The following is an 18,153-nucleotide window of genomic DNA, read 5'->3' on the forward strand; positions in this document are numbered from 1 at the left end:
GATTTAACTTTGTTCATTCTGTGAATGTCTCTATTGGCTTTATGCCTGTCACTTTTCATTAAAATAACATGGAGGAGTTATGCCTTCCAAACAACCAGGTTGGTTCGCAAACGTTAATCCTAACGTATTTTTGGGTACGGTTATTATCATTGCCTTGTTTTTGGCAGTTGTAGTGATCGCACCGAGTTCTTTTGAACTTCTAACGCAGCAACTAAAACAGTGGATTACTGATTCATTTAGCTGGTTCTATGTTTTATCTGTTGCCTTCTTTCTCATTTTATTAATTTATATCGCCTGTTCATCAATAGGCCGAATAAAATTAGGGCCTGATCATAGCCAGCCTGAATATAATAATGGGTCTTGGTTCGCCATGCTGTTTACCGCAGGGATGGGTATCGGTCTCATGTTCTTCGGGGTTGCCGAGCCTGTCATGCATTATGTGAATCCACCAAGTGGAGATGCACAGACCATTGATGCAGCGCAGCAAGCACTCAGAGTAACTTTCTTCCACTGGGGATTACATGCTTGGGCAATTTATGCATTAGTAGGATTATCTCTAGCTTATTTTGCTTATCGACATAATTTACCCTTAAAGACCCGTTCAGCGCTCTATCCGCTCATTGGTAAAAAGATTTATGGGCCATGGGGAGACAGTATTGATATATTCGCGACCATTGGTACCGTATTTGGTGTCGCGACTTCTCTCGGATTCGGTGTTACCCAGATTAACTCTGGTTTACATTATTTGCTCGGCATAGAGCAAAGCACCCATATTCAGATTATTTTAATTGTTGTGGTAAGTATTTTAGCTTCTTTGTCTGTCTTCTTGGGTCTCGACAAAGGGGTTAAGCGACTATCTGAATTAAATCTGATTTTAGCTGTTATTTTATTAACCTTTGTTTTTATTTGTGGACCAAGCATTTACTTGCTTCAAACGACAATCCAAAACACAGGACAGTATTTTTCTAATTTATTTACTATGACCTTTAACCTCTATGCATACCAACCGAATGGCTGGATAGGTGGTTGGACAATTTTGTATTGGGCTTGGTGGATTTCTTGGTCTCCTTTTGTAGGAATGTTTATCGCAAGGGTTTCACGTGGTCGTTCAATACGAGAATTTATTGTAGGAGTTCTGCTCATTCCGACAGGCTTTACAATTATATGGATGGGCTTTTTAGGAAATGCAGCATTATTCAGCATTATTCATGAACACCAAACGACATTACTCCAAGCGGTACAACAAGATTCCTCTGTCGCATTATTTGAATTTTTAGGGCACTTGCCATGGTCTGGTGTCATGAATGTTATTGCAACAACGCTTGTTATTCTTTTCTTTGTGACTTCTGCTGACTCAGGAGCCTTAGTAACTGATTATTTAACGGCAAAAACTGACAACTCACCAACTTGGCAACGTTTATTCTGGACAGTTTTAATGGCTGTACTCGCCATTATCTTATTACTAGTCGGCGGTCTGGCTGCGCTTCAATCTTCAATCATTATGAGTGCATTGCCATTTACTGTGGTCATGCTGTTAATGAGTTGGGGATTAATAAAAGCATTGCATCTTGATGTCACTAAAATGACAGCGATTCAGGAAGCTCGTATCACTCCACGTGCTATTCATAATCCACGAAGCTGGCAACAGCGTCTAGGGTTAATCATGCATTATCCCCATAGTGAAGAAGAAGTAAGAGAATATATTGAAAAACAGGTAAGTCGTGCGTTTGAAAATATAAAACATGAATTTAGACGCCGTCATCTAGAAGTTTCAATTACTCAACTTAATGATGGGATGCAACTTCGAGTCGATCATCACAATGAAATTAATTTTATTTATAAAGTTGTTTCACGTGAAACAGTGCCACCAAGTTTTTTAATTGGACGCACTGAAGCTGAAGATGGACAATATTTCCAAGCCGAAGTTTTTTTAAGAGAAGGTGGACAGAACTATGATGTAATGGATTGGACTCAAGAAGATTTAATTCAAGACATTATTGATCAGTATGAACGTCATCTGTATTTCTTAAATATTGTACGAAGTTAATATTTGGCTGTAAAAAAAAGGACTCATTTGAGTCCTTTTTTTAATTCGATTTCTAAATTAAATTAGAAACGGAATTTAGTATTTAAACCGATAGTTTGTGTATCGTAGCTAGTAGAAGCATTTTTAACGTCAGCTTTCATGTACGATGCACCAACTGCTAAAGCTGGAGTAATGAAGTAGTTTACGTTACCACCCCAAGCTTGACGGAATTCACCAAGGTCATTGCCTTTGATGTCAGCTGAACCATCGTTACCAACGAAAGATGCGCCAACGCTTAACTTAGGAGTTAAGTAAAGGTCAGTTTTTAAACCGTATTGGTTTTCTTGACCGAAAGCACCAGCAGCTTCAAAACCAATTGCCATGTTAGTTCCATCGATTGGACCTACATATTTAGCACGAGCTGTAACAGCATCTTGGTCGTCTTGAATCGCAGCAGTTTGGTTTACAGCAGAGTAGATACCGTTGCTGATGATACCGAAGTTATCTAAAGCGAATTGGTTAGCAACACTTGTATAACCAACAGTCATCAAGAAGTTAGGTAACAACATAGCACCAACTTCTAATGCATAACGGTCGCCGTTGTCATCATGAGAGAAGTTGTTTTTACCATCAACATCAGTGTGGTTATAAGTTGCGCTAGCATATACAGGAAGGTAAGGAGTAGGAACGTAAGCCTCACCTTTAACACCGTATGTACCAACGTGATAGTTTAAACCGTTGTTCTGGTCATACTGTTGGTAGCTATAACCTAAAGATACGCTAGAAGCTTGGTTCAAGAAAGCTGCTTCAGCTAAAGGACCCTTAGCGGTATCAACATTTTTTAAATAGAATGTACCAGCAACGTCACCAGTGAAGTTTTTATCGTTTGCAGTTGTGTCAACATATTCAGATTGACCTTGAACTTCAAATTGATAAGCATGAGCACCGGTCATGGCTAATAATACAGCAGTGGCTAAACCAAGTTTTTTCATAATCATTTCCAGCATTAACAAGAGATAAAGCTGGAGTCATTGTATTGTAACAATTTATGAAGTCAATAATGTCAAAAAGCTAATGTTAAGCATATTTGGGACTTATGTTAAAAAAGGTGAAAAACTAATCAAATGAAAAGTGACTTGTCAACCTGATAAAAAAATGAACATTTACAATAAGCTAATATTTATATCTCATCACTAATTAAGTATTAAATGTTAAAAAGATATTACAATAATAATTGAAAAAATCGATCATTTTAATCGGTTTTAACATTAACAAAAATATAGCTGTGTTTATAATGTGAGTAAAAAATCGCCATTTTATTATCAAATTCTTTCTATTTTGAGGAATAGTTAACAATATTTAGATTAGTTTAACTAAAAAATTTAACTATTCTTAATTATTATATAAGTGAATAAAGTAAAAGAAATCTCTATTTTAAGTTAAAAAAACGATTAAAAATTCAATTCTGATTAATTTAATCAACTTTACAAAAGTAGAGATAAATCACATAATTCAGTTGCAAAGTTCACTACCTAACGTTTTTTAGGATTTAAAGTGCTTGCCCAGATACGATGTGTATAGCACATCAGACTTTACGAGCTCAGCTTTCCCCAAGGTTGAGCTTTTTTTTATCTGTAAGAAAATCTTAAAATTATAATAAAAGTTATGTGAAATTTATTAAAAAATCGTAGATCAAAAAAAATCCAGTATAGAGCTGGGCAGAGAGTGTTGGAAGAGGCATTCGAGAGGATAAGTAAATATGTTTTATTCTCATGATGAAAAAACTTTGATCTTTAAAGTAAGGTTTTTATAAAATCACTCAATTTTTCGATTCATTTTATTATTTAAGCTTACTAAAATGTAGGAATCGTATAATTATTAAAAGATAAATGAAGGGTCTAATGATGAAATTCTAGTTATTAAAATGCTAGGATGGATTTAAGCCTAATTTATATCGTATTAAAAATGGCAGGACATTTACGGAGTACCAGCTAGAAATGTCAGGATTACGTTCAGAGCATATTAGTAATCGACTGTTCTTTTTTATGCTGGTTATTATTTTATCCTTATTATTCATGGCAGTACCTCTTATTGTTGGAAGCTATCAGGATTATATAAAAACTAGACAAGCCCTAGTGGAAATAAAAAGTTTAAGAGCAGTAGCCGATATTGCCTATAAAGTTTCTAAGGAACGTGCTCCTGCCAATAAAATGATGTCGAGTGGTCCTAGTGATTTATTAAAAAATCAACAAGAATTAAAAAAATTTCGCATAATTGTCGACAAACAAATTGATGAAAGCATTTTTATTTTAAAACAAGCAGGTTATGTTTCATTAGCAAATGAGCTGCAAACCAGTTTCAAAGAAAATCTTAGACAAGCCCGACGAGTTGTTGATTATTATGGTGAAACTCCCTATGCAGTCAGAACTTCCATTCAAATGGATAATGCTATTGTAGGGATGTTTGGAGTCTGGGATCATTGCAGGGAAATACTGCAAAAATTGATGTTACAGTTAAAAAGTAAAGATAGCCGTATTTCTAATTACTTTACGCTGATTATAGTACTAACCGATATGCGCGATCAGGCGGGACGGATGGCGTCTAATATTATTGCTCCGGTAAGTTTTAAGGAAGAGATTCCAAGTAATAATCGGGCGCGTTCTCTACAAACTCAACACCAAGCTAGATATTTATGGATATTGGTCAATACTTTACAACCTGAACAGGCAAAAACTCCAGAATATCGTCGATTATATTCTCGTGTGAAAACAGAATTTATAGATAAGGGAATTCCGATTGTAGAAAAGCTATTAGAAGAAAGCCAGAAGGGTGAGCCGTATTATTTAAACGGTACTCAATTGACAGAAGCAATCGTAGGTAAATTCACTACTGTGGTTGATTTACAAAGTTATATTCTTGATAAAAGTATCATTATTGCCACTCAAGAGAGTGTAATTGCTCGAAATAATTTCTTTTTAACTTTATTAATTTCTTTAATTTCTTTAGCTACAGCCTTACTTACACTGATATATGCGCAAAGACGAGTATTTTCGCCTTTAATTAAAGCGAGAACTTTAATTTTAGATTTATCGCATAGTTCTGATCATTGTAAAGATGAGATGAATGTTACCACCAAAGGTGAATTTTTTTCCCTATTTGAAGCAATTGACCGATTACAACGTATGTTGCAACAACGGGACGCTTTTGAATTTCAGTTAAAGAATATTGCCAATACTGATCCACTCACTGGAGTTTCCAATCGTTTAGCTTTGTCTGAATATTTAAAAATTGTTGAAAGTTACCCTCAAAAATTTACGCAAACCTGTTTAATGATTATTGATATTGATCGTTTTAAACAGGTGAACGACCAATATGGGCATATTGTAGGTGATCGCGTCATTGTCAGTATTGCTGAGCAATTAAAGCAAAATATACGCAGTTCGGATTTAATTGTTCGTTATGGGGGAGATGAATTTTTAATATTGCTAGAGCAGGTGCAATTTGTAGATGCCCGTCTTTTAGCAGAGAAAATTCGGATTGCGATTTCTTTAGAAGAAGTTTGTTTATCTGGTTCAGATGAAAAATTGCATGTCTCTGTCAGTATTGGTTTTGCCATAGGCGCGGCGAGTTGGATAGAGCTTTTAGAGAAAGCTGACCGTTCGCTATTAAGAGCAAAAGCCCGAGGACGAAATGCAGTTGAGGGATAAAAAAGCCGGAAGCTAATTTCCGGCTTTTTTAAATTTCTTATTTCAACATCGGTTTCAAGAAACGACCCGTATGGGAAATCTCAACCTCAGCCACTTGCTCAGGTGTGCCTTCGGCAATGATCATACCGCCACCTGAGCCACCTTCAGGACCTAAGTCCACAACCCAATCCGCTGTTTTAATCACGTCAAGGTTATGTTCAATTACCACAATGGTATTACCCTTGTTACGTAGCTCATGCAAAATGTCGAGTAACTTAGCAATATCATGGAAATGTAGACCTGTTGTTGGTTCATCCAAGATATATAAAGTTTTACCCGTATCTCGTTTTGCTAACTCACGTGCAAGTTTTACACGTTGTGCTTCACCACCCGATAAGGTCGTAGCGGCTTGACCTAAACGAATATAGCCTAAGCCCACCTGAGTTAAGGTTTCTAAGCGGCGGTGAATGACTGGAATGGCATTAAAGAATTCAGCAGCATCTTCAACAGTCATTTCTAGAACATCAGAAATGTTTTTGCCTTTATAGCCGACTTCAAGTGTTTCACGGTTATAACGTTTGCCATGACATGCATCGCAAGGCACATACATATCTGGCAGGAAGTGCATTGCGACTTTAATCATACCGTCGCCTTCACACGCTTCGCAGCGTCCGCCTTTCACGTTAAACGAGAAACGGCCTGCACTATAACCACGGGCTTTTGCCTCTGGCGTTTGAGCAAATAACTCACGGATTGGTGTAAATAACCCTGTATAAGTCGCTGGGTTAGAACGTGGCGTGCGTCCAATTGGGCTTTGGTCAATATCAACAACTTTATCTAGATGTTGTAGACCATCAATCGAGTCAAACTTTTCAGCGGTTAACGTTGTTGCACCGTTGAGTTGTGTAGCTGCCAATGGAAGCAAAGTACGGTTGATTAGTGTTGACTTACCTGAACCTGAAACGCCAGTCACACAAGTCATAATGCCGAGCGGAATCGTTAAATCGACATTTTTTAAGTTATGACCTGCTGCACCTGAAAGCTTGATGACTTCATCTGGACGTGGTGATTCAGTACGTTTTTTTGGCACTTCAATTTTGAGTTTGCCAGAAAGATATTGTCCTGTAAGAGAATCAGCATGTTTAGCCAATTCATCATACGTACCTTCAGCAATAATCACACCGCCGTGTACACCGGCACCTGGACCGATATCAATAATATGGTCAGCAGCACGGATTGCATCTTCATCATGTTCAACGACTAATACCGTATTACCTAAATCACGTAAGCGAATCAGGGTTTGTAATAAACGATCGTTATCGCGTTGATGCAGACCAATTGATGGTTCATCGAGCACATACATGACGCCCATTAAACCTGCGCCAATTTGTGAGGCTAGACGGATACGCTGCGCTTCACCACCAGATAGGGTTTCGGCAGAACGAGCTAGACTTAAATAGTTAAGTCCCACACTCACTAAGAAGTGTAGACGTTCACGAATCTCTTTAAAGATTTTATCTGCGATTTCGCCTTTAGCTCCTTCAAGGTTTAAACCTTGGTAGTAGCTTTCAGCATCACCAATCGACATGCGGGTAATGTCAGCAATAGTTTTGTCTTTCACACGAACATGACGTGAAATTTCATTAAGACGTGAACCATCACATGCATCACACGCTGCATTAGAAAGGTACTGAGCTAAATCATCTCGTACATAGTTACTTTCAGTTTCACGGTAACGACGTTCAAGGTGCGGCAAAATTCCTTCAAATGGTTGTACGCGAGTGTGTTTACGGCCACGTTCGTCGATATAGCTTAAATCGACTTTTTCTTTACCCGTACCTTGTAAGAATTTCTTTTGAGTATCTTTATCTAGCTGGTTCCAAGGCGTATCAAGTTGAAAACCGAAATGGTCGGCAACTTTTTGTAGCATTGAATAGTAATATGGACGTTGACGATCCCATCCACGAATAGCACCCTCACTAATTGCAAGATCAGGATTTGGAATCAGCTTTTCAGAGCTAAAATGACTGCGTGTACCTAAACCGTCACAAACAGGGCAGGCACCGAAAGGGTTGTTAAATGAAAACAAACGTGGCTCAAGCTCTGCAACAGCGCGATCACATTCAGGACATGAGTGCTTTGCAGAAAAAACACGATCAGGATGTTCACCATTCATCCATGATAAAACAGCAATATCGCCACCTAAACGCAGTGCAGTTTCAAATGATTCGGCAATACGGTTACCTAAGTCATCACGCACTTTGAAGCGGTCAACTACGACTTCAATGGTATGTTTTTTCTTTTTGTCGAGTTCTGGTGGTGTATCAATATCAATGATTTCGCCATCCACACGGGCACGAACAAAACCTTGACCTTGTAGTTGCTCGAACAGGTTACTGTATTCACCTTTACGCTCACGAACGACCGGGGCAAGCAACATGAGTGCTGTGCCTTCTTCAAGGGTTTTTACCGCATCGACCATTTCAGAAACAGTTTGCGCGACCATCGGCAAATCATGTTCTGGGCAGTAAGGCGTGCCGACACGTGCGTAAAGCAAACGCAAATAGTCATAAATTTCGGTAATCGTACCAACCGTTGAACGTGGGTTATGACTGGTAGACTTTTGCTCAATGGCAATCGCTGGTGATAAACCTTCAATCGAGTCAACTTCAGGTTTTTCCATTTGCGATAAAAACTGACGGGCATAGGCCGAAAGTGATTCGACATAACGGCGCTGCCCTTCGGCATACAAGGTATCAAAGGCAAGAGAAGATTTTCCTGAACCTGATAGCCCCGTAATTACCACAAATTTGTCGCGTGGAATATCGAGTGACACATTTTTTAAGTTATGGGTGCGTGCGCCTCGAATACGGATATGACTTTGGCTCATAAAACATCTCAATTGTGTATTGATGAAAATTTAGGTGTTGAGTGATCAGCCGCAGGGAGGTGTGACTGGTTATAAACAACAGACCCTATATATGATAACGATTTAAAATTGTTCAAGTGGTATAAAATGATTTAAAGCGACAAATTGTGACGGTTAAACGACAAACGACAAAATTTGTTTAATTAAGCAGGTTGTATTTTTAACATTCCTCCTTCTACATTTCTACTCTAAGCAAATTTTAACCAGCAACATAATTTTACTAGACGACTGGTCTAATAGTTGTTTATGATGAATGCATGAAACGATTAAATAAAAGCGAAACCACACGACAACACATTTTAGATACCAGTTTTGAACTGGTGCTACATAAAGGTTTTGTCGGTGTTGGTTTGCAAGAAATTTTAAAGGCTTGTGACGTACCTAAAGGTTCGTTCTATCACTACTTTGCTTCAAAAGAGGCGTTTGGCTGTGCGTTGCTCGAGCAATACATGGCCAATTATAAAGTTCGTATGGAACAACTTTGGCAACATAGCGAGCAAAGTGCTCATGCCCGTTTAATGGCTCTATGGCAGGCATGGATTGATGATCCCGTAAACGGTAGTTGGGCTGAAAATTGCCTGATTGTGAAGTTGGCGGCAGAGGTTTCTGACTTGTCAGAAGATATGCGTCAAATTCTCAATGACGGTGTGTACAAATTAACGCAGCGTCTAGCTTTACTACTCAAAGAAGGGCAACAAGAAGGGTCAATTCCAAAACATATTGATCCTTTGAAAACTGCGCAAGTCATGTATCAGTTATGGTTGGGTGCCGCTTTACTCACAAAATTGTCTCAAGACAAAGCACATCTACATCTAGCTTTAGAAACGACCCAACAACTCTTAAAACCGATAGAGGAATAAAGAATGCGAAGTATTATCCATGGTAATTTTGGCGAACCTGTAGACGTTTTAGAGCAGGCGGATATGCCAAAGCCAGAACCGAAAGCAGGCGAAGTGCGTATTAAAACTATCATGTCTCCTATCCATAATCATGATGTATGGACAGTACGTGGAAGTTATGGCTATAAACCAACCTTACCTGCGATTGGTGGTAGTGAAGCAGTTGGTATTGTTGATGCGTTGGGTGAAGGCGTTACACATGTGCAAGTCGGGCAACGTATTGCAGTTGCAGCTGTGCATGGCAGTTGGGCTGAATACTTTATTGCTCCAGCACAAGGGCTTATTCCGCTCAATAATGAAATTGATGACGAAACAGCAGCACAGCTGATTGGTATGCCAATTAGTGCTCTCATGCTACTCGACTTTGTAAATGTTCAACCGGGTCAATGGCTCATTCAAAACACCGCGAATGGTGCAGTCGGTAAAACGGTTGCCATGATTGCGCAGGCACGTGGTTTACCTGTCATTAATTTAGTTCGTCGTACTGATGCGATTGCAGAGATGCAAGCATTAGGTATTCAACATGTTGTTGCGACTGATCAGCCTAACTGGAAAGAAGAAGTTAAACAGATTCACGGCGACCAACCGCTGATTGCTGGTGTGGACTCGATTGGAGGAACCGCAAGTGGCGAAATGCTGAATTTACTCAGTGAAAATAGCTTGCTCGTTTCTTTCGGTAGTATGACTGGCGAAACCATGCAGATTTCATCGGGCGATTTGATTTTCAAACAAGCGACAGTAAAAGGTTTCTGGGCGAGTGTGGTTAATAAAGAAATGCCAGCAGCTCGTAAAAAGGAACTGATCGTTGAGCTGCTAACACTAGCGACTCAGAAAAAATTAATTCTGCCTGTAGAAGGTGTGTTTAGTTTTGATGAGATTAAAACTGCCGCTCAAAGAGCAACGCAAGGTGCTCGACAAGGCAAAGTATTGTTAAAACCGTAAACACTAAAAGATCAGTCGAGAGACTGGTCTTTTTTCATATCTTTAAAATAAAAAGGAAAATCGTATGATCGGACAAATTTTAATTGCGCTTATCGCAATATTACATGTCTATATTTTAGTGTTAGAGATGTTTTTGTGGGACAAGCCTTATGGCATGAAAGCCTTTGGAAATAATGCCGAAAAAGCAAAACTCACCAAAGTGATGGCACAAAACCAAGGTCTTTATAATGGCTTTTTAGCGGCGGGTTTATTTTGGTCTCTATTGGCTGATGCACCGTTTGCGACATCAATCGCCAATTTCTTTTTAGGCTGTGTACTGATTGCAGGTATTTATGGCGGTCTGACTGCCAGTAAAAAGATTATTTATATTCAGGCGGTTCCTGCTTTAATTGCTTTGGTCGCTGTTAATTTTTTATGATGAAATGAAATCTAGGTAATACTTTTAATTTCACGACGGAGCTTTAATCCATGAGATTAGATACTATTAGTTAATTCTGTTACTTTTGTTTTGGCAAAAGTAACCAAAACCATTGTCATCTGCAAAACCTGTTGTTTTACATCATCTATCCACTCTCTTGCAAAAACATTCATTTATAATCATAGGTAGGTTGCAGATGACGTTTAGCACAAGCAGATTGTGGTTTAAGTATCTTTAGTCAAACTGCACAATATGGAAGTTTATAGTTAAGCGTTGGATCTAGATTAAATATGTGGGCGTTATTTTTAAAATGTATGTTGGGGGCTGGGGTTGTCCTCATTATTTCGATTTTATCGAAAAGTAAGGCATTTTATATTGCAGGTTTAGTCCCACTTTTTCCTACCTTTGCTTTGATTGCTCACGTGATTGTTTATCAGCAAAAAGGAGCCGAGGCATTACAAAAAACGGCTCTGTTTGGTCTATGGTCACTTATTCCCTATGCCATTTATTTAGTTGCCGTTTATGTGCTGGCAACGCGCATGTTGATGTGGTCTTGTCTAGGAGTGGCAACGCTATGTTGGGTTGTGGCCGCGGCAGGTTTGATTTATGGCTGGCAGTTATTTCAGCATTAAAAGATTAAGGAAAACTCCTTAATCTTTTAAATCGAACCATTTTTATGAATGCTCAATAACACGAGTTCTGAGCATGCCTTCAACTAAATTAATCATCTTTTGGCGAGAAAGGATTCGAGGCAATTGAGACGTTAAATAATTGCTACAACCCACCACAACCGTTGATTTATTCTTATCTAATGCTTTAACTGTTGCAGACACAACGTCTTCAACCGTAGAGCTTTTCATGCCACTGGTATCGGCATTTGCGACCTGAGTAAAATTGGTTTGGGTATTGCCCGGACAAACCGCCAGAAATTTAACTCCTGAAGAGCCGTATTCTCCTGCAAGAGCCTCAGTAAATTGCAATACATAAGATTTAGTTGCCCCATACACAGCAATATAAGGTAGGGGTTGAAACGCACCTGTAGATGAAATATTAATCATGATACCTTTTTTGTTCGCAAGCATGTGGGGCAAAAATAAATAACATAAAGACGTTACACTGCTGATATTTAGCGTAATCATTTCTTGATAGGTAGATATAGATTGATCTAAAAATTTAGTCCATTTTCCAAATCCTGCGTTGTTAATTAAAATCTCTACCGTTAATTTTCTAGCTTGTACTTCATCAAATAAGCTTTGAGCTGAATTGGCTTGAGCTAAATCTAAAACGATCACCTCAACATTTACGTTATATTTTTTTCTAAGTTCATCAGCTAAATCATTCAGTTTCTGCTCAGAGCGTGCCGTTAAGATGAGATGAATTCCTAAAGATGCAAGTTCTTGAGCATAGGCTTTGCCTATTCCTGAAGATGCACCTGTGATTAATGCTGTTGAATTTTTAAATGTAGAAAGGTGAGCACTCATTTTATTTATCCGTAATAAAAGAAGTTATTACCATAAACCTTGTCCCTAAGGGCAGAGTCAAGCACTCATTTTGAAAGCTATTTTCAGATTTTAATGAACAGTTTTAAGCAGAAACCTTATTGGTAATATAAGTTTTAATAATCTCATCTTCCAGTTGTTTTAAATCTTTTTGCAAACGGTTTAAAGCTTCTTTTTGCTCAATAATTTGTTGGTTCTTTTTTTGAATAAGCTGCTGTGCAACTTCTACAGGAAATCGATTATTTTTATATTTCAAAGCTGACAAGTCATACAGTTCTGAAAGGCTAAATCCGACAGCTTGCGCGAGGCGAATCATCTTAACCGATTGAACATCAATCTCTTCATAAATACGATAATTGCCTTTTCTTTTTGCGACAGGTAGCAAGCCTAATTTCTCATAATGCCGAATGGCCTTAGGAGTGGCTCCAGTCAAGGCCGCTAATTCGCCGATATACATATCTGTCTCGCATTTTATTGAAAATCGATCAGGCTATTAAGTGCACTGACCGATTCTTTTGAAGTTTTAAATGTGATCTAAACCTAACCACTGTCTTTGGTGATAGGCACTATCCCAAAATAACCACTCAAGTTTTGCACCCATGGTGTACGCGGCATGCATTTTCTCTAAAGTATCTGCATCACAACGTGCGGCAACTTTATCCACTGTCGCAATCACATTACGAACGGCAGTATGGAACTCTTCGCCTGCATAGGTATCGACCCACGCTTGATAAGGGTTATTAGGAATTGATTTATTTACAATATCTTTGCCAACTTCGGCATAAATCCAGAAGCAAGGTAATAGGGCCGCAAGTACAACAGGGTAGCTTTCAGACCAAGCAGTTGCTGTTAAAAATGAAGTGTAGTGGTGGCCTGCCAAAGTTAATGGTGTATTTTGAAATTCTTCTTTGGTGACACCAAAATTTTTCATGAAGTCATCATGCAAGCTACGTTCAACCACAATTGCAATTTTAGCTGCATCTGAAAATTGCATAATATCGTCGGCCTCGAAAGCTTTTGCAGCTGCAACAGCAAGCACACGACCATAGGCCACTAAATATTGAGCATCTTGAATAACATAATGACAAAAAGCTTCTTTATCTAAAGTACCGTTAGCAAGTTCCTGATTGAAAGGCAGGTCGAGAATTTTTTGATATAAATTTAAATTGCGTTGCCAAAGTTCTTGAGAAAAAAGCATAAAAACATTCCATTTAAATTAAGACAGCTGAACCCGATTTTAAATCAATTTTAAAATACAAAAATAATAATGATAGATATATCGAAAGAAAATATTTAATCCGATTAATAAGTTAATTAAATATTATAAATTTCTTTATTAAACAGAGAGATAAAGTAAAGGGAATAACGGCACAAAACAACATCGTTTTATGGTTAATTACCGATATAATAGCGGCGTTTTTAAGAAAGATTAAATTTAGTTCTTGGTATAGGTCTGATCCATGAAGCATTTCCGATTTTCGATATTTTTTACGGTGGTGTGTTTAGCACTATCCGCGTATTGGGGTTTTACCCACGGACCTGAAGCGGGCGTGTCTACCATGCTTAAAGCTTTAACAATTACAGCCATTTTAGCTGTAATGGAAGTCTCTTTATCTTTTGACAATGCTGTCGTAAATGCATCGGTTCTACGTAACTGGGATCCGTTCTGGAAAATGATCTTTTTAACGGTAGGTATTTTAATCGCCGTTTTTGGTATGCGTTTAGTTTTCCCTGTTGTAATTGTTGCAGTGACTGCAGATATGGGTGTTATTGAAGTAGCTAAATTGGCACTCAATGATCCGAAAACCTACTCTGAACGTTTAATGGCACACCACGCTGAAATTTCGGCTTTTGGTGGAACATTCTTATTATTGGTGTTCTTAAACTTCTTCTTTGATGATGAAAAAGAAACCCATTGGTTTAGATGGCTTGAAACTAAACTTTCTAGTTTAGCAAGCGTACCGGCAATGTCTGTTTTTATTGCTTTGATTGCTCTTATTGTGATGGCAGGTTACGTAGATGACCACCAACGTTTAGCAGTCACCATGGCTGGTATTTGGGGTATTGTGGTTTATATTGGCGTTGAAGTATTAAGTCATTTGTTAGGTGGTGAGCCTGAAATTGATGAAAATGGTAATGCTGTATTACAAGATGGCTCGGGTGCTGCGTCTGGTGTGGTTAAAGCAGGTTTAGGTGGTTTCTTATATCTTGAAGTATTAGATGCATCATTCAGTTTTGATGGTGTAATCGGTGCTTTTGCAATTACTAGCGACGTTGTTGTGATTATGCTCGGTCTTGCAATCGGTGCTATTTTTGTCCGTTCAATGACAGTTTACCTTGTAGAAAAAGGCACACTAGATGCCTATGTGTTCTTAGAACATGGCGCGCATTATGCAATTGGTGCTTTAGCATTCATTATGATTGCAAGTGGTACTGGCGTACATGTACCTGAAGTTGTTACTGGTTTAATTGGTGTAGCGTTTATTGTTTGGGCTGTTATTGCTTCAATTCAATATTCAAAGCGCGAGCAACAGTCGCCTTAAGCTAATTTTCAGTAAAGTTCGATAGAATAAAGAGGCTAAATGCCTCTTTATTTTTTTAAGCCCAAATCGTTATTTTAAATAAGGTGTTCCGTATTTTTAGAAACGAATCGGCTTATAATTTACCTAGTTTGATAACGTGTATTGATATGATGAATGCTTTGGAACGTCGCTCAACTTTTGCCTTAAGTAGTATTTTTGCACTACGCATGTTGGGCTTGTTCATGATTATTCCTGTCTTTTCTGTAGTTGGGCAGTCATATCAATATGCGACTCCAGCACTCATTGGTTTGGCTGTAGGTGTCTATGGCTTAAGTCAGGCGATTTTGCAAATTCCATTTAGCTTACTGGCAGATCGTTTTAGCCGTAAACCACTTGTGGTCTTTGGCCTATTACTTTTTGCGATTGGTGGTGCAATTGCGGGTTTATCTGACACCATTTATGGCGTAATTATTGGCCGTGCTATCGCTGGGGCGGGTGCAGTTTCAGCTGTTGTCATGGCGCTTTTAGCCGATGTGACACGTGAAGAGCAGCGTACTAAAGCCATGGCCGCGATGGGCATGAGTATTGGTCTGTCTTTCGTGGTCGCTTTTAGCCTTGGGCCTTGGCTCACAAGCCTTGTCGGTATTTCTGGCTTATTCTTTGTCACGACCATTATGGGCTTGATTGCGATTGCGATGTTATTGCTTGTACCTAAAGTCACTCGTCATCATCGTAATTATCAGCAAGGCTACATGGCACAGCTTAAGCAAGTCATTCAAATGGGTGATTTAAACCGTTTGCACGTTTCGGTTTTTGCATTGCATTTATTGCTGACAGCCATGTTTATTTATGTGCCTTCACAGCTCATCGAGTTTGCACATATTCCTTTAGCAAGTCATGGTTTGGTGTATTTACCCCTATTAGTCATTAGCCTGTTTTTTGCATTTCCAAGTATTATCATTGCTGAAAAATATCGCAAAATGCGAGGAATTTTCTTAACAGCAATTACAGGGATTATTGCAGGTTTGCTGCTGCTCATATTTGGTTATCAATCAAAATATGTTTTGCTTGCTGGCCTAGGAATTTTCTTTATTGCATTTAATGTGATGGAGGCTTTATTGCCTTCTTGGTTGTCGAAGTCTGCTCCAATCCAGTCAAAAGCAACGGCTATGGGCGTAAATGCCAGTAGTCAGTTTTTAGGCGCTTTTTTTGGTGGCACACTAGGTGGTCAATTATTGATGTTACATAATACTGCGATTGGATGGAGTGTCTTAGCAGGGATTGCTATAATATGGCTGCTAATTAGTTTTGGTTTAGCTCAGCCGCGGTATTTGTCATCGATTGTGTTGCCATTGCCGCAAGTGCAACAGGTGAATGAGTGGACCAAACAGCTATTGGCAATTCGTGGTATCGAAGAAGTTGTGGTGATGCCTGACCAGCAAGTTGCTTATATTAAAGTCGATAAACAGTCTCTTGATGATGCTTCGCGACGTGATTTAACGCAGTTGTTCGGTAAAGAGGTAGCCATTTAAGCATAACTCTTATAAAGTAAAACATAGAAATTATAGGATGAAGACAGCTAATGCGTGGTGTAAATAAGGTTATTTTGGTTGGTACTTTGGGTCGTGATCCTGAAACAAAAACTTTTCCAAATGGGGGCTCGTTAACCCAGTTTTCAATCGCGACAAGTGAAGTTTGGACCGATAAAAATACAGGTGAACGTAAAGAACAAACAGAATGGCACCGTATTGTTTTGCATAACCGTTTAGGGGAAATTGCTCAGCAGTTTTTACGTAAAGGTTCTAAAGTTTATATCGAAGGTTCATTACGTACACGTCAGTGGACAGACCAAAATGGCCAAGAGCGCTACACTACAGAAATCCGTGGCGACCAGATGCAAATGTTAGATGCTCGTCAACAAGGTGAACAAGGTTTCGCTGGTGGTAATGATTTTAACCAACCACGTTTTAACGCACCTCAACAAGGTGGTAATGGTTATCAAAACAATAACAACCAAGGTGGCGGCTACGGCCAAAACAGCGGTGGTTATGGTAGCCAAGGTGGTTTCGGTAATGGTGGAAGCAACCCTCAAGCGGGTGGTTTTGCGCCTAAAGCTCCGCAACAACCAGCTTCTGCACCAGCTGATTTAGACGACGATTTACCGTTCTAATCAAAGTTTCAAAAAAGGCGAGTTCATCTCGCCTTTTTTATTACTCAATTCCAAGCAAACGTATCAGTGCCGTGCCAGCAGCTGCCAAGCAAATCACTAATAACAGCGGTACTTTTTTCCAAACCAAGAAAAGCGCTAGAGCCACCCCAAATATACGCGCGAACCCCGCAAAATGTTGACCTTCAAAAAATGTAGTGGTCACGGCAATCGCACAGAGCAAAACAGTTGCACCGTTTGAGAGTAAAACTTGGTATTTTTCAGAAAACGAAAACTTGGCACCCAAGTGAAACCCAGCGAAACGGATCCCATAGGTTCCAAGTGCTAGCAAGCCTATACCTAAAATAATTAGTAATTGTTGACTCATTTCTTTCTACCAAATATTAAGCCAAAAAGTGAAATTAGAATTGGAAGTCCTGAGGCCAAAAAAGGTGTGGTAATCAGTGCCAAAGTTGATCCGGCAAATGCTGCTTTTCGGGTAGATTTATTCTTTAAAGCATTAAAAGTAAGTGCAATTAAAATTGCTGGGAAAATGGCATCTAAGCCGAATGTTTTAGGGTCTGGAATAGCACTTCCAATAAAATAACCCGCCGTTACACCCAGTGGCCAAGTCAGCATGATGCCTATACCACACAACCAGTAAGCAGCCTTTTTTGTCTCAAAATCGGGCTGTGCCATACCAAACAAAACGCTTTCATCGTTCATGATATGAGCCCCGAAATATTGAGAATACTTGCCACGGATTAGTTCATTGACTGCAATACCAAAAGGTAGATGTCTTAAATTGACGAGTAGTCCTGCAATCGCCGCTGCAATTGGGCTACCACCTACAGCCAAGAAACCAATAAAAATAAATTCGGCAGTTCCTGCGAGCACAAACACGGATAGGCAAAGCGGGATCCAGAGCGCTAAGCCATAACTTGCAGCGAGTGAACCTAAAGACATACCAACGACACTCGTCGCTAGACATACAAAGAAAATCGAGCGGGTAGTGTCTTTACTAAGTTTTTTAATTAGAGAGTATGTGGACATAGCATGATATAACGAACGATTTTCCATTATAAT

General features: G+C 39.0%; 16 protein-coding genes. 9 read left to right on the forward strand and 7 right to left on the reverse strand.

Going from position 1 to position 18,153, the window contains the following annotated elements:
* Positions 1–79 precede the first annotated feature (79 nt).
* The gene (locus MKX14_RS06875; RefSeq protein WP_240282106.1) at positions 80–2,047 is read left to right on the forward strand and encodes a BCCT family transporter; all 1,968 of its coding nucleotides are present in this window, start codon (positions 80–82) and stop codon (positions 2,045–2,047) included.
* A 62-nt stretch (positions 2,048–2,109) separates the two neighbouring features.
* Here the strand turns inward: MKX14_RS06875 and omp33-36 are convergent, their stop codons facing one another.
* On the reverse strand, positions 2,110–3,018 hold the full coding sequence (gene omp33-36, locus MKX14_RS06880; protein ID WP_046811782.1) for a porin Omp33-36: 909 nt from the start codon (positions 3,016–3,018) through the stop codon (positions 2,110–2,112).
* Between the two features lie 1,005 nt (positions 3,019–4,023).
* On the opposite strand from omp33-36, the gene MKX14_RS06885 reads away from it, so the two are divergent.
* Positions 4,024–5,733, forward strand: coding sequence for a GGDEF domain-containing protein (locus tag MKX14_RS06885; protein ID WP_046811781.1), 1,710 nt, complete (start codon positions 4,024–4,026; stop codon positions 5,731–5,733).
* Between the two features lie 37 nt (positions 5,734–5,770).
* Here MKX14_RS06885 and uvrA read toward each other — a convergent pair whose 3' ends face one another.
* Positions 5,771–8,602 (reverse strand): excinuclease ABC subunit UvrA, encoded by a 2,832-nt coding sequence (uvrA, locus tag MKX14_RS06890; protein WP_240282107.1) that lies wholly within the window; start codon positions 8,600–8,602, stop codon positions 5,771–5,773.
* 296 nt (positions 8,603–8,898) lie between these two features.
* Between uvrA and ydhM the strand changes: the two genes are divergently transcribed.
* The 4 genes from ydhM to glpM all read left to right on the forward strand — a co-directional run bounded on the left by ydhM (position 8,899) and on the right by glpM (position 11,532).
* Positions 8,899–9,501, forward strand: a complete 603-nt coding sequence (gene ydhM, locus MKX14_RS06895) for a TetR/AcrR family transcriptional regulator (RefSeq protein WP_092708387.1) — start codon at positions 8,899–8,901, stop codon at positions 9,499–9,501.
* Positions 9,502–9,504: 3 nt separating this feature from the next.
* Positions 9,505–10,482, forward strand: coding sequence for a zinc-binding dehydrogenase (gene mecR / locus MKX14_RS06900; protein ID WP_240282108.1), 978 nt, complete (start codon positions 9,505–9,507; stop codon positions 10,480–10,482).
* A 64-nt stretch (positions 10,483–10,546) separates the two neighbouring features.
* Positions 10,547–10,900, forward strand: coding sequence for a DUF1304 domain-containing protein (locus MKX14_RS06905; RefSeq protein ID WP_000580165.1), 354 nt, complete (start codon positions 10,547–10,549; stop codon positions 10,898–10,900).
* 290 nt (positions 10,901–11,190) lie between these two features.
* Positions 11,191–11,532 (forward strand): GlpM family protein, encoded by a 342-nt coding sequence (gene glpM, locus MKX14_RS06910; RefSeq protein ID WP_240282109.1) that lies wholly within the window; start codon positions 11,191–11,193, stop codon positions 11,530–11,532.
* 42 nt (positions 11,533–11,574) lie between these two features.
* On the opposite strand, the gene MKX14_RS06915 is transcribed toward glpM, so the two are convergent.
* The 3 genes from MKX14_RS06915 to tenA all read right to left on the reverse strand — a co-directional run bounded on the left by MKX14_RS06915 (position 11,575) and on the right by tenA (position 13,597).
* Positions 11,575–12,381 carry an SDR family NAD(P)-dependent oxidoreductase gene (locus MKX14_RS06915; RefSeq protein ID WP_240282110.1) on the reverse strand — a complete coding sequence of 269 codons (807 nt, stop codon included), beginning with the start codon at positions 12,379–12,381 and terminating at the stop codon, positions 11,575–11,577.
* Between the two features lie 103 nt (positions 12,382–12,484).
* Positions 12,485–12,856: a MerR family transcriptional regulator gene (locus tag MKX14_RS06920; RefSeq protein ID WP_240282111.1), complete on the reverse strand. Its 372-nt coding sequence runs from the start codon at positions 12,854–12,856 to the stop codon at positions 12,485–12,487.
* A gap of 66 nt (positions 12,857–12,922) precedes the next feature.
* The gene (gene tenA / locus MKX14_RS06925) at positions 12,923–13,597 is read right to left on the reverse strand and encodes a thiaminase II (protein ID WP_240282112.1); all 675 of its coding nucleotides are present in this window, start codon (positions 13,595–13,597) and stop codon (positions 12,923–12,925) included.
* A gap of 262 nt (positions 13,598–13,859) precedes the next feature.
* Between tenA and MKX14_RS06930 the strand changes: the two genes are divergently transcribed.
* The 3 genes from MKX14_RS06930 to ssb all read left to right on the forward strand — a co-directional run bounded on the left by MKX14_RS06930 (position 13,860) and on the right by ssb (position 17,091).
* Positions 13,860–14,942 carry a DUF475 domain-containing protein gene (locus MKX14_RS06930; protein WP_108009816.1) on the forward strand — a complete coding sequence of 361 codons (1,083 nt, stop codon included), beginning with the start codon at positions 13,860–13,862 and terminating at the stop codon, positions 14,940–14,942.
* A gap of 146 nt (positions 14,943–15,088) precedes the next feature.
* Positions 15,089–16,453 carry an MFS transporter gene (gene yajR / locus MKX14_RS06935; protein WP_240282113.1) on the forward strand — a complete coding sequence of 455 codons (1,365 nt, stop codon included), beginning with the start codon at positions 15,089–15,091 and terminating at the stop codon, positions 16,451–16,453.
* A gap of 50 nt (positions 16,454–16,503) precedes the next feature.
* A complete protein-coding gene (ssb, locus tag MKX14_RS06940; RefSeq protein WP_240282114.1) occupies positions 16,504–17,091 on the forward strand; it encodes a single-stranded DNA-binding protein in 588 nt (195 codons plus the stop codon).
* Between the two features lie 40 nt (positions 17,092–17,131).
* Here ssb and MKX14_RS06945 read toward each other — a convergent pair whose 3' ends face one another.
* Positions 17,132–17,455: an AzlD domain-containing protein gene (locus MKX14_RS06945; RefSeq protein WP_032057180.1), complete on the reverse strand. Its 324-nt coding sequence runs from the start codon at positions 17,453–17,455 to the stop codon at positions 17,132–17,134.
* Complete coding sequence (locus MKX14_RS06950; protein WP_240282115.1) at positions 17,452–18,147, reverse strand: AzlC family ABC transporter permease; 696 nt, start codon at positions 18,145–18,147, stop codon at positions 17,452–17,454. The genes MKX14_RS06945 and MKX14_RS06950 overlap by 4 nt, the downstream gene beginning before the upstream one ends.
* Positions 18,148–18,153: the final 6 nt, after the last annotated feature.

Origin of the sequence: Acinetobacter pittii (assembly GCF_022449185.1) — a bacterium.
In the GTDB taxonomy this organism is placed as follows: Bacteria; Pseudomonadota; Gammaproteobacteria; order Pseudomonadales; family Moraxellaceae; genus Acinetobacter; species Acinetobacter pittii_I.